Source organism: Rhizocola hellebori (assembly GCF_016862955.1).
In the GTDB taxonomy this organism is placed as follows: Bacteria; Actinomycetota; Actinomycetes; order Mycobacteriales; family Micromonosporaceae; genus Rhizocola; species Rhizocola hellebori.
This window is the reverse complement of sequence record NZ_BONY01000044.1, coordinates 71900-84398: the sequence shown is the minus strand read 5'-3', so window position 1 is coordinate 84398 and position 12499 is coordinate 71900. Positions and strand designations below refer to the sequence as shown.

Annotated in this window: 11 protein-coding genes; 7 read left to right on the top strand and 4 right to left on the bottom strand. The window is 66.7% G+C overall.

Annotated features, from left to right (window positions below; all coding sequences use genetic code 11):
- Positions 1-188: 188 nt before the first annotated feature.
- The 4 genes from Rhe02_RS30560 to Rhe02_RS30545 all read left to right on the top strand — a co-directional run bounded on the left by Rhe02_RS30560 (position 189) and on the right by Rhe02_RS30545 (position 3394).
- Positions 189-2294 carry an ATP-dependent DNA helicase UvrD2 gene (locus tag Rhe02_RS30560; protein WP_373320731.1) on the top strand — a complete coding sequence of 702 codons (2106 nt, stop codon included), beginning with the start codon at positions 189-191 and terminating at the stop codon, positions 2292-2294.
- A 103-nt stretch (positions 2295-2397) separates the two neighbouring features.
- A complete protein-coding gene (locus Rhe02_RS30555; RefSeq protein WP_203911869.1) occupies positions 2398-2658 on the top strand; it encodes a hypothetical protein in 261 nt (86 codons plus the stop codon).
- A gap of 145 nt (positions 2659-2803) precedes the next feature.
- Positions 2804-3163 (top strand): WhiB family transcriptional regulator, encoded by a 360-nt coding sequence (locus Rhe02_RS30550; RefSeq protein WP_203911868.1) that lies wholly within the window; start codon positions 2804-2806, stop codon positions 3161-3163.
- A 63-nt stretch (positions 3164-3226) separates the two neighbouring features.
- A complete protein-coding gene (locus Rhe02_RS30545; RefSeq protein WP_203911867.1) occupies positions 3227-3394 on the top strand; it encodes a hypothetical protein in 168 nt (55 codons plus the stop codon).
- Between the two features lie 73 nt (positions 3395-3467).
- Here Rhe02_RS30545 and Rhe02_RS30540 read toward each other — a convergent pair whose 3' ends face one another.
- The 3 genes from Rhe02_RS30540 to Rhe02_RS30530 all read right to left on the bottom strand — a co-directional run bounded on the left by Rhe02_RS30540 (position 3468) and on the right by Rhe02_RS30530 (position 6254).
- Positions 3468-4793, bottom strand: coding sequence for an ABC1 kinase family protein (locus tag Rhe02_RS30540; protein ID WP_203911866.1), 1326 nt, complete (start codon positions 4791-4793; stop codon positions 3468-3470).
- Positions 4794-4862: 69 nt separating this feature from the next.
- The gene (locus Rhe02_RS30535; RefSeq protein WP_203911865.1) at positions 4863-5927 is read right to left on the bottom strand and encodes a hypothetical protein; all 1065 of its coding nucleotides are present in this window, start codon (positions 5925-5927) and stop codon (positions 4863-4865) included.
- Positions 5928-6083: 156 nt separating this feature from the next.
- Positions 6084-6254 carry a DUF5679 domain-containing protein gene (locus Rhe02_RS30530; RefSeq protein ID WP_203911864.1) on the bottom strand — a complete coding sequence of 57 codons (171 nt, stop codon included), beginning with the start codon at positions 6252-6254 and terminating at the stop codon, positions 6084-6086.
- Positions 6255-6513: 259 nt separating this feature from the next.
- Between Rhe02_RS30530 and Rhe02_RS30525 the strand changes: the two genes are divergently transcribed.
- Complete coding sequence (locus tag Rhe02_RS30525) at positions 6514-7038, top strand: M48 metallopeptidase family protein (RefSeq protein ID WP_203911863.1); 525 nt, start codon at positions 6514-6516, stop codon at positions 7036-7038.
- 67 nt (positions 7039-7105) lie between these two features.
- Here Rhe02_RS30525 and Rhe02_RS30520 read toward each other — a convergent pair whose 3' ends face one another.
- A complete protein-coding gene (locus Rhe02_RS30520) occupies positions 7106-8302 on the bottom strand; it encodes a zinc-dependent metalloprotease (RefSeq protein ID WP_505973682.1) in 1197 nt (398 codons plus the stop codon).
- A gap of 159 nt (positions 8303-8461) precedes the next feature.
- Between Rhe02_RS30520 and Rhe02_RS30515 the strand changes: the two genes are divergently transcribed.
- Positions 8462-9562: a YlbL family protein gene (locus Rhe02_RS30515; RefSeq protein WP_203911861.1), complete on the top strand. Its 1101-nt coding sequence runs from the start codon at positions 8462-8464 to the stop codon at positions 9560-9562.
- Between the two features lie 61 nt (positions 9563-9623).
- Positions 9624-12491: a UPF0182 family membrane protein gene (locus Rhe02_RS30510; RefSeq protein ID WP_203911860.1), complete on the top strand. Its 2868-nt coding sequence runs from the start codon at positions 9624-9626 to the stop codon at positions 12489-12491.
- The last annotated feature ends 8 nt before the right edge of the window (positions 12492-12499 follow it).

Here is a 12499-nt window from a genome sequence, read left to right as displayed (position 1 = left end):
GCGGCAGCGCCGCCTTGAAGCCGGTGCCTTCCCTCGTGATCATGAAACGAAGAGCGTGTTTCATGATCGCTCAGTCCAGACACCGGCGCGGCGCTGCAATTTTTCGATGGGTCATCGGGGGCGGTGCAATCTTCGCAACGTCATAGGGGGCGCTGCAATCTTCGTAACGTCGGGGGGCCCTGCAATGATTGCCGATTGTGACGGGTAGCTCAGTGCTTCGAGGGCTCGACGAGGAGCAGAAGGCGGCTGTCGTCGCGCCGCCCGGTCCGGTCTGCATTCTCGCCGGTGCCGGCACGGGAAAGACGCGGGCGATCACCCGCCGCATCGCGCATCGCGTCATCAGCGGCCAAATCCAAGCGCGCCATGTGCTCGCGGTCACATTTACCGCTCGGGCCGCGGCTCAGCTGCGCGAGCGGCTCGCCGAGCTGTCAGCCCACGGGGTCCAGGCCCGCACGTTCCACGCCGCCGCGCTGCGCCAGCTTCGCTTCTTCGGTCCGCGGCTGCTGAAGGGCCGTGAGGTTCCCGCCCTCTTGGAAAGCAAGACGCGCCTGGTGGTCCAAGCCGCGACCCGGGCCGGCCTGCGCACCGATCGGCTGGTGGCCCGAGATCTGGCCAGCGAGATCGAGTGGGCCAAGTCGTCTCTGGTGGAGCCGGGCGAATATGTGGTGGCCGCGGCCAAGGCCAACCGGGAGCCCCCGGTGGAGGCGGCTCAGGTGGAGGCGGTCTTCACCGCTTACGAGAAGATCAAGCGCACCTCGGGCGTCATCGACTTCGAAGACCTGCTGCGCGCGATGTGCTGGGGCATAGAGGAACATTCCGATGTCGCCGAACAGATCCGGGCCCAATACCGTCACTTCGTCGTCGATGAATACCAAGACGTCAACCCGTTGCAGCAGCGCCTTCTCGACGCATGGCTGGGCGGGCGTCAAGACCTCACCGTCGTGGGCGACGCGGCGCAGACCATCTACTCCTTCACCGGCGCCTCGTCGTCCTATCTCGTGGACTTTCCGCGCCGCCATCGGGGCGCGACCGTGGTGCGACTGGTGCGCGACTACCGCTCCACGCCTCAGGTGGTCGGCCTGGCCAACGCCGTGATCGGGCAGGCGCGCGGCGCCGAGTCCCGGCTGCGCCTCGATCTGGTCGGGCAGCGCCCGGCCGGGCCCGCCCCGGAGATGCGCATCTTCGCCGACGAGGTCGCCGAGGCCAGCGCGGTCGCCCGCCGGTGCGGTGAGCTGATCGCGGCCGGGGTGGCCGCCTCCGAGATCGCGGTGCTGTTCCGGGCCAACGCCCAGTCGGAAACCTATGAGGGGGCGCTTGCCGATGTGGGCATTCCTTATCTGGTAAGGGGAGGGGAGCGGTTCTTCGAAAGGGTGGAGATCCGCCAGGCACGGGCGGCGCTGCGGGCGGCGACCCGGGCCGACTCGTCAGCCGAGCTGATTTCCATAGTGGGCGAGGTGCTGGCCGGCATCGGCTGGCAGCCCGAGCGCCCGCCCGGTGGTGGGGCTGCGCGTGAGCGCTGGGAGGCGCTCGCGGCGTTGGTGCGGCTGGCCGCCGATTTCCGTCCCGGTCCCGACGAGCTGGCGGGGCTGGAAGGCTTCGTGGCCGACCTCGACCGGCGGGCCGATTCACAGCATGTGCCGACCGTGGCCGGGGTGACCCTGGCGAGCCTGCACTCAGCCAAGGGCCTGGAATGGGAAGCGGTTTTCCTGGTCGGGCTCGCCGAAGGCAGCCTGCCCACCTCCTACGCCCGTTCGTTCGAGGCGGTGGAGGAGGAGCGGCGGCTGCTCTACGTGGGCGTCACCCGCGCTCGACAATGGCTATGGCTCAGCTATGGCGAGGCTCGATCGCCGGGCGGGCGGGCGCGCCGCGCTTGCCGTTTCCTGCCGCAGTTCGGTGGGGAAAGCCCGGCCGACCGCACCAAGCGCGTCCCGGTGCAGAAGGGCGAGCGACGCCGCACGGTCATCGTGAGCTGCCGGGTCTGCGGGGCCACCCTGCTCGCCGGGATAGACCGCAAGCTGGGCCGCTGTGCCGGGTGTCCGTCCACTATGGATGAAGCGCTGTTCGAGCGGCTGCAACAGTGGCGTGCCACCGCAGCGGCTGCGGCCAGCGTCCCGGCCTATGTCGTCTTCACCGACGCCACCCTGACCGCATTGGCCGAGCGTCAGCCTTCTGACACTGCGGGACTTCTAGCCATCGCGGGGATCGGCTCGCGCAAGGTGGCGATGTATGGTGAAGAAGTGCTGGAACTGCTCCGTGCAGCGCCCACAAAAAAAGATTTGGCAACAGAGGGTTAATTCGTTTGCGCTACCCCTGGGTGGCGGAATAGCCTTCGGACACACGTCAAGGAGAGCACTTCAGGTGCCCTCACCCGCCAAGCGCCGAGAGGAGGCGAGTCAGATGAGGCAGATCTTTACCGAGAACGCGCCGGTGTCGGCATTCGCCGCCGCTGGCGTTTGCAGCGTCTCGCCGGATCCGCGCTTCCACGCGCAATCTCCGGCCGTCGCCAGCTTGCTGGCGGCTTGGCTCCCGCAGGCTCACCAGGTCCAGATCATGCCGATCATGGTCCCTGCTGCGGGCAGCTACCGGGTCACGGAGACCAAGCCGAGCGTGAAACTCGGTGGATTCCGCGGCGTTCCGCCTCGAGGTAGGCCGGTCTAGAACTAGACCTCCGGCTCACCTTCGAGGCCGCGGAACCCGCAAACCGGGATCCGCGGCCTTACTTATTGCCTGTCAGCCCCCACTGGCAGGTTTCGGGGATAAGACGATCCAAAAGATCGAGAACAGAAGGAGAGGTGACCGGGAGATGAGTCTGGCGTTGGCCCCACTCGACGTGAGCGTCGAGCTGGGTGCGGAGCTGCCCTGCCGAAAGTTCGACCCGGACCTGTGGTTCGCGGACGCTCCAGCTGAGCTGGAGCTCGCAAAGTCACTCTGCGGCGATTGCCCGCTGCGGGTCGAGTGCCTGGCCGGTGCTCTCGAGCGTGAAGAGCCTTGGGGCGTCTGGGGCGGTGAGATCTTCGAGCGTGGTGCGGTCGTAGCCCGCAAGCGTCCTCGGGGTCGGCCGCGTAAGGACGACCTGGCTCGGGAGGCCAGCTTGGTCGCCGAGACCGAGGCTCGTGTCGCGGCCGCGGTCGTGGCTCGGGACACCGTTCAGCTTGCTGCATAGCTAGTTCCGCACTTCCACGTCCAGCCCTAACCGGTTGGCAACACCCACTAAGGACAGTCCGAGATGAACATCAACGAGAATGGAATCACCGACATGTATACGATCCACGAAATCCTGAGTCGAGCGCGAATGCGCGAGCCTCAGAACATCCCCTCTGAGGCTTCCCGATCCGCACGCCAGATCAGCATCCGTGCCCGCAAGCAGGCGGCCCGGGAACGCAACGGCTGGTAACCAACCAAAAGTCCGCTCACTAGACCAGTACCCAGAAAAGGCCGGGAGGCTCCCCACTCCCGGCCTTTTCGCGTTAGCCCTTGAATCCGGGCAGCCATCTTTCGAGGATGCCCCGATAACCCGCTTTGGCCTCCAGCTGGCAGAGCACCCCGATCGAGCCGAGGGTCACGCGCTGGATCATCAGGTACGAGGGGGGAAGGTTAAGCTGACGCCCGAATTGGTAGGCGGGACTGCGCGGGCTGGCGATGCGTCCCGCTTCCGCACGCAACCAGGCACGGGTGAAGCGGAACTGCTCCATCTGAATCGGCTCCAATATCGGCAGGAGATAGTCGAGCACCTCCTCGGCATCGATCTGGAGATCGTGCTTGACGAAGCCCTCCTTGCGCAGCCCGACAAGGACCTCGTTTGCCTTACCCTGCAACGCGAGCCGGGTGAGCCGGCCCACCGGCTCGGGCAGCCCATCGGGAAACCGGGCCACCGCCCCGAAGTCGATGACGGCGAGCCGGCCATCGGGCAGCAGCCGGTAGTTGCCCGGATGCGGGTCGGCGTGGAGCATCCCGGCGCGTTTGGGGGCGGAAAAGTGAAGTGTCGCCATCAGCTCGCCCGCGCGGTCGCGCTCGGCGACCGTCCCGGAACCGATGACGGTCGAGAGCGGAATCCCTTCCACCCACTCGGTCACCAGCACCTGTTTGGAGGAGGCCAGCACCTTCGGCACGAGAAAGTCGGGATCGTCTGCGTAAGCGTTCGCGAAACCGGTCTGGCTCTTGGCTTCCAGCTCATAGTCGAGCTCCTCCACCACCCGCTCCCGCAGCTCGGCCACCAACGGCTTCACGTCGAGCCCGGGCTGGATCACCTTGAACAACCCGGCCAGGCGCGAAAGCTGCCCCAGATCGGAGATGAGCGCCGCGCCCGCCCCGGGATATTGCACCTTCACCGCCACCGGAACACCCGTGCGCTTGCGCCCCGCCTTCCACTCAGCTTTGTGTACCTGGCCGATGCTGGCCGCCGCGGCTGGGCTGTCGTCGAAATGGACGAACAGATCTCGCCACTCCGGCCCGAGTTGCGCGGCAAGTACTTTGTGGACGGTCGATGCGGGCAGCGGCGGCGCGGCCTCCTGCAGTTTGGTCAGCGCCTCCCGATAGGGCTCGGCAAGCGCGTCAGGAAGTGCGGCCTCGAACACGCTGAGCGCCTGACCGAGCTTCATCGCGCCGCCCTTGAGCTGGCCGAGCACGCTGAAAAGCTGTTCGGCCGTGCGCTCCTGGATCTCGGCGGAGATGACGTCGGAGGCTAGGCCGGTCACCCGCTTGCCGAAGCCGAGCATTGTGCGGCCGGCGAAGCTCAGCGGCAAAGACGCTAGTTTCGCGGTGCGTGCCACGGCACGGCGCGGGATGTCTGTCACCTGGCCATTGTGACGGACTCTTTGTGCCTGTGTGGTGGAGAACCTGCGCATGTCTTCACCTACGGCTCTTCACTTACGACTCGTGCAGTCGCAGGAGGCGTGCGGCGCCCAGCTTCTGCGCCGCCACGGGCCACCGCCGTTGATCTCGATCGTGGAGCCGATAGTGCTCGGCTCGCCGCCGTCCAAGTAGGTCAAAATCTCGGCCGCGGCGAGCCCCGCCGCGCTGAGGATCGTCGCCGCGGCACACGGAACCGGGTCGGTGTCCTGTTCGGCCAGTTGCGCGGCCAGCCGCGGCCAGGCCGGGTCGCGATCGGTGCGGTGCAGGTCGAGGCAGCGCAGGCAGGGCCCGCCCGCGACGGGCACCAGAGGCCCGACGATCGCGACCCCATCACGCACCCCGATCGCCAGCAGAGGCCGCCGCCGGCGCGACCCCCGCACCGCCACCCGGCCCATCGGCCCGATCTGCACCACGAACGCGTCATCCCCCCGCACCGTCCCCGCCCGCCCACCTTGCCCCGAGCTCTTCCCCGCGCCGCCTTGCGTCGCGCTGTCCTGCCCCGCGCCGCGTTGCGCTGGGCTGTGTTGTCCCGCGGGGGTGGTGAAGGGCGTGGGGTCGACTGAGATGGCGGCGGCGCCGGGCTCGGTGACCTGGCCGACCGTGCCGACGCCGGCGTGGAGAAGCGCGGAGATCAGCAAGGGCGGAAACGGGCCGGCGCCCGCGATGATGACCCGGGAGCGGTAGCGGCGGCGCAGGATCGCGGCGGGGCTGGCGGATCTGTCGCGGAAACGCAAGGCGAGCGCGGCGGCCTCGGCGGCCACCCGGTGGCGGTGCTCGGCGGGCAGGGCCGACGGCAGCAGGCTGTGGGCTGCCACCACGAGCCCGGCTTCGACCAGCGCGTTGAGCACGATCTGGACATCGGTTTCAGGCATTCCGATCCTGGCCATCTCGGCGCAGATGGCGCGGTCGGTGTGGGAACCGTCTAGCAGGTCGAGAAGGCGCGCGGCGGCCGGATGCGGCAGCTCAAGAACCACCGCTTGCGCCGGGTCGGTGCCCAGCTGCACCGTGTGCGGATCGCGCCACAAAGGTCGCAGGCCGGGCAGAAGAGTGGGACGAAGCGGCGACAAGCGGGTCACAGCTCTCGAGGATGGGCCATCTTAAGCCGGCCCTAAGAGTTATCCACAGGCAATCCCCGGTGATCATGCTGTTGTCCACAGGTTATCCACAGGGCCGGGTACTGGCTGGGGATAAGGCGGGTGGGTGAACGACGGATCGTCCACCCACGCCTCGCGTCAGGCTTTGGCTTCGGCCTTGCCCAGGATGCGGTTCACGGTGGTGCCGCAGACCGGGCACGGACCCTTGGCCATGCGCATGTTGGTCTTGGAGATGGTCACTGTTCCTTCAAAGTCGCGCTTCTCTTTGCACTTCACGCAGTAGCCGTTGTACTTCTCCGTCTTGGCCACGATTCCTCCTCATGCTTAGTGGCGGTGCTTAGGACCGATGTCGCCGTGGACGGTGGAAGTCTGCCTGTCCGGACAACGCATACAAGTCAGGTAAGCCGGGACACGCCGTAGGTTTCGTGCATAACGGATACGAGTGATTCTCTGATTCACCCTCACCGTAGGAATCTTTTCGGCAAATGCCACTTATCAGTCTAAATCTAATGATGATCAGAAACTTGCTCTTGCGGACCCCTGCCACCGGCCGGTTAGCGTCCTTTGCGTGGGAGGAGCCCGACGTAAACCAGTGGTTGAGGTGCGGCGCAGCGAGCGCCGCCGCCGAACGGTGTCCGCCTACCGCGAGGGGGAGCGCGTGGTCGTTCTGATTCCCAATCAGTTCTCGCGGGCGGAGGAGACGGAGTGGGTCGACAAGATGCTGGCCCGGCTTGCGGCTCGTGATTTGCGCAGTCAGCGTAGCGATGCCGACCTGTCGGCTCGCGGCAAGCTGCTAGCGGCAAAATATCTGGCCGAATTCGGCCCGATCGTCCAGCCGTCGAGCATTCGATGGGTAGCTAACCAAAATGGGCGCTGGGGTTCCTGCACGCCCGCCGATCGCACGATCCGGATCTCCGAGAAGGTCCGCGACATGCCGTCCTGGGTGACCGACTACGTCATCCTCCACGAGCTCGTGCACCTCATCGTGCCGGGCCACAACGCACGCTTCTGGCACCTGGTGGGCCGCTACCCGCGCACTGAACGCGCCCGTGGCTACCTGGAAGGAATCGCGGCGGCTCAGCTGGCCGGCTGATCCCCCAACGATTTCCGCGCCGCCTGGCATAGCCGGGCGGCGCGGACTTTTTGCGACTGGCGAGGGGTCAGCTCTGGGGTGGAGGGTCGCCACCCTCCTCGGGCGCCTTGCCGAGGTCGTCGAAGCCTTCCAGCATGCCCAGATCGAGCTGGGACTGGGCGTAGGCCACCGGATCGGCGAAGTCGTCATCGGAGGGCAGCAGATCCGGGTGGCCCCAGAGCGCGTCGCGCCCGGCAACGCCGCGGTGCTCGGTCAGCGCCGTCCACAGCGCGGCAGCCTCACGCAGCCGCCGTGGACGCAGCTCCAGCCCCACAAGCGCGGCGAAGGTGGACTCGGCCGGGCCGCCGGCCGCGCGGCGCCTGCGGAACGCCTCAGCGAGCTTTACCGCGTTGGGCAACCGGCCTTCGGCCGCTGTCTCGACGATGTGACAGACCCAGCCTTCGACGAGGGCCAGCGCGGTCTCCAGCCGGCGCAACGCGGCCCGCTGTTGCTCGGTGTCCTCCTGGGCGAAGATGCCCTCCAGCGCCACGCCCTGCATCGAGCTGGGGTCGCGCGGGTCGATCTGGCGCATCGCCTCTTCGATCGCCTCCCGGTCGACCCGGATGCCCCGGGCGTAGGTCTCGACGGCGTTGAGGATGTGGCCGCGAAGCCACGGCACGTGGCCGAAGAGGCGCTGGTGTGCCGCTTCCCGGAGAGCCACGAACAGGCGCAGCTCCGACTGGTCGATTTCGAGGCCTTCCCCGTACCCACGAATGTTGGCGGGAATCAAAGCGGCGGTGCCGCCGGGGCCAAGGGGCAGGCCGATGTCGCCGGCCGAAAGCACCTCGGTGGCAAGCTTTGCCAGGGCCTGACCGAATTGGCCGCCGAACAGGGCGCCACCCAGCGCCGTGATCATGGAGGACATCGGCCCGAGCTGGGCGCGCGCCTCCGGCGGGATGAGATCGCCCATCGCGGCGACCATGCGCTCGGCCACCGGGTCGGCAAGTTTGCGCCACACGTCCATGGTGTGGAAGATCCACTCGTTCCTGTTCCAGGCGGCGGTGGTGACGATGCCACTGGGCAGTGAGGTGGTCGGATCGAGCCACAGATCGGCCAGGCGGAGCGCCTCGACGACCAGCTCGCGATCGGGCGCGGTCACGGCCGGATCGCCCTCGGTGTTGAGAGTGCTCGTCGCGATCTGGCGGGCCAGGTCCCAGTTGACCGGGCCCGACCCGGTCTGGCTGGCGGCCATGAGCTGCTGCAACCCGGCTAGAAACTGCTGCATCTGCTGCGGGTCGTTGGGATCTGGAGGCTGGCCGCCCGGAAGGGCAAAGCCGAACGGGGTGTCAGGCACGTTCTCCACCGTACGCCAACTTGAGCCGACCTGACTCATGCCTGTACCGAGATCAGGGTGACGTCAGGGTGGGGCGCTAGTCTGCTGAGCATGAGACGTCGGGGAGTCACGGTGTTGCTGGGCGCGGCACTCACCGTCCTGCTGGGTTTCCTCATCGGGCGGGCTGACGTGCCTTACGTGGCACTGAGTCCGGGGCCGACGGTGGACACGCTCGGTGCCGTCGACCGGCATGGCGACGCGTGCAGCAACCCGGCGGCCCCCGCGCCCAAGCCCTCCGGCGCGACCCCTTCGCCCAAAGCTGAACCGGATTGCCAACAGGTGATCCAGATCACCGGCATCCCGACCTCCACCGGCAAGGGGCAGCTCAGGATGGTCACCGTCTCGGTGCAGTCGAGCATGACGCTGGTCGACACCATCCGGGGCTGGATCTCGGGCTCCGAAGCCGTGATTCCGCGCAAGCTCATCTATCCCGAAGACAAGACCGAGCAACAGGTCGAGCAGGAAAACAAGCAGGAGTTCGAGAATTCGCAGTCCAGTGCCGAGACCGCGGCGCTGACCGAGCTCGGCTATCCGGTGAAGGTCACGGTCACCGAGGTCACGCCCGATGGGGCAGCCGCCGGGCAGCTTCAGAGCAACGACATCATCAACACCGTCGACGGCACCCCGGTCACCTCGACCCAGAAGCTGTTGGAGCTGATCCAGGCCAAGCCGGTCGGCTCCACGCTGAAGATCGGATACACGCGCGGGGCGGACGAAGGCACCGCTTCGATAACCACCAAAGCGGGCACCGACGGCACGCCCCGGGTCGGGATCGGCGTGAAGACCATTCAGCCGCATCCGTTCGAGCTGAACATCAAGCTCGACAAGATCGGTGGACCGAGCGCGGGCATGATGTTCGCCCTCGGCATCATCGACAAGATCAAGTCAGAGGACCTGACCAACGGCTTCGTGGTCGCCGGCACCGGCACGATCGACGACGAGGGCAATGTCGGCCCGATCGGTGGCGTGACGCAGAAGCTATACGGGGCAAAGGATGCCGGCGCGACGATCTTCCTGACCCCGGCGACCAACTGCGAGGAGGCCAAGTCGAACGTCCCCGACGGGTTGCGCCTGGTCAAGGTCTCCACGCTGGATGAGGCCCTGGCCGCTCTGGCCGCGTTGCCGAATGGCGGGCCGCTGCCGTCCTGTTGATATACAGCTAGGGGACGTAGGCTCTAGCACCGTGGTGACCAGATCAAGTCAGCTTCCCAGGATGAGCCGCCGCAGCCGGGCCTGGCTCATCGTCCTGACCGGACTGCTCGTGGGTTTTGCCATCCTCGGCTGGATTGTCGAGGCCTGGACGGAGTGGCTGTGGTACGACGAAGTCGGCGCCACCCAGGTCTTCACCGGCCAGCTTGGCACCCGGCTCGGATTGTTCGCGGTGGCGGGCCTGCTGATCGCGGGCTTCATCTTCGGCAACCTGTTCCTCGCCTACAAGCTGCGCCCCTTCCTGCCGCCCACCGGGCACACCCAAGAAGCGCTTGAGCGTTACCGGTACCTGCTGGGGCCCCGGCTCATCCGCTGGTTCATCCTCACCGCCGGGATCATCGGCTTCTTTGCCGGCCTGGCCGCGCAGGGGCACTGGAAAGAGTGGATGCTCTTCCGCAACTCGGTGCCGTTCGGCCAGACCGATCCCGAGTTCGGCGTGGACCTCAGCTTCTACGTCTTCCGGCTGCCGTTCTGGGAATACCTGCTCGGCACCGGCTTCACCATCATCGTGCTCGCCCTGATCGGCGCGATCGCGGTGCACTACCTCTACGGCGGGGTGCGCATCTCCGGGCCGGGCGATCGCATCACCACCGGGGCCCGTGCTCACCTGACCGGGCTGGTGGCCCTCTTCGTCATCCTCAAGGCGATCGCCTACGCGCTCGACCGGCGTGCTTTGCTCCTTGACACCATTACGGGTACCAGACTGACCGGCGCGGGATACACCGACATCAACGCCTTGTTGCCCGCCAAGGAGATGCTCATATACATCTCCATCATCGTCGCGGTTGCCATCCTCGTCTTCTCCAATGCGGTGATGCGCAACCTGACCTGGCCGGGTGCGGCGCTCGGCCTGCTCGCGGTCTCCGCGGTCGCCATCGGCGGAATCTATCCGTGGGGTGTGCAGACCTTCCGGGTCGACCCGAGCCGCAACGTCGAGGAAGCCCAATACATCAAGCGCGCCATTGATTCCACCCGCACCGCGTTCGGGCTCAACGACACCAAGAAGACCGACTATCGCGCCGGGATTGTCACGCCGCCGCCGAGCCTCGCCGAAGATCAGACGGTGGTGCCCAACATCCGCGTGCTCGACCCGGCCGTCGTCTCCGAGGCCTTCACGCAGCTGGCCCAGGTGCGCAGCTTCTACCACTTCGGCGACAAGCTCGACATCGACCGGTACACGGTGGACAACAAGGTTCGCGACTACGTGGTGGGCTTGCGCGAGATTTCCTACGACGCCCTCACCGGCACCCAGAACAACTGGATCAACCGGCACACCATCTACACCCACGGCTACGGCCTCGTCGCCGCTCCGGCCAACGAGGTGTGCGGGGGGCAGCCCAAGTTCGTCTCCGGCTTCTTCGCCGGGCAGACCACCGCGGGCGGCTGCGCTCAGAGCACCGAGGTCATCAAGGTGGAGCAGCCACGCGTCTACTACGGCGAGCAGATGAAGGAATACGCGATCGTCGGCAAGCCGGCGGGGGAGACCCCGATCGAGTACGACCGCCCGGTCGGCGCCGACGCCGACGAGCACCACACCTACTCCGGAAGCGGCGGCGTCAAGCTCGACTCCACCTGGCGGCGGCTGCTCTACTCCATCAAGTACGCCGAGTCCAACTTCCTGCTCGCCAACGCCGTCAACGACCAGTCGAAGATCCTCTACGAGCGCGACCCGCGCACGCGGGTGCAGAAGGTCGCCCCGTTCCTCACCCTTGACGGCGACCCCTACCCGGCCGCGGTCAACGGCCGCATCGTGTGGATCATCGACGGCTACACGACGTCGGCGAACTTCCCCTACTCCAAGCGCGTCGACCTCGCCGATGTGACCAGCGACTCACTCACCGACTTCGGCACGTTCGCCCTGGCCAAGCAGCAGATCAACTACATCCGCAACTCGGTCAAGGCCACCGTGGACGCCTACGACGGCACCGTCACGCTCTACGAGTTCGACGACAAAGACCCGGTTCTGAAGGCATGGAATGCGGCCTTCGGCGGCAAGCTCATCAAACCCAAGAGTGCGATCCCTGATGATTTGAAGGCTCATTTCCGGTACCCGGCCGATCTGTTCAAGGTTCAGCGCGACCTGCTGACCCAGTTCCACGTCACCGAGGCCGGTCAGTTCTTCACCGAAGCCGACTTCTGGGCCCTGCCCGACGATCCCGCCAAGGCGGTCAAAGCCAAGCAGCCGCCCTACTATCTGCTCACCCAGCTGCCAGAGCAGAATGAAACTCGCTTCCAGCTCGTCGCGGCCGTCACCCCCAAGGACAGGCAGAACCTTGCCGCCCTGATCTCGGGCTCCTATGTGGACAACAAGCCGACCCTGCAGCTCCTGGAATTCGGCAAGGAGAGCCCCATCTTCGGCCCCGGCCAGGCGCAACAGGAAATGGAGAACAACGCCGCCGCCCGAAGCGACCTCAACATCTGGGGCGCCAACGGCGTCAAGGGCAACCTCCTTTCCCTGCCCTACGGCGGCGGCATGCTCTACATCGAGCCCATCTACCTCAAGAGCAGCGGTGAACGCACCTATCCACAGCTGCAGCGGGTCCTCATGAACTTCGGAGGCAAGGTCGCATATGCGACTACCGTCCAGGCGGGCATAGCGCAGCTCCTGTCCGGCCCCGCCGCGCCCCCACCCAACACCAACCCGCAGCCACCCGGCAACGCGGCGCCGCCGCCAACCAACGGCGCGCTCGCCGCCGCGGCGGCAAAGGTCGAGCAGGCCATCAACGACCTGCGCGCCGCCCAGCAGAAGGGCGACTTCGAGGCCCAGGGCAAAGCGCTAGCCGCGCTCGACGCCGCGATGGACGAATTCCTGGCCGCACAGGCCGCAGCCGCCACACCAGCCCCATCCGCCACACCAACTCCGACAGGTTGAGGCGATTC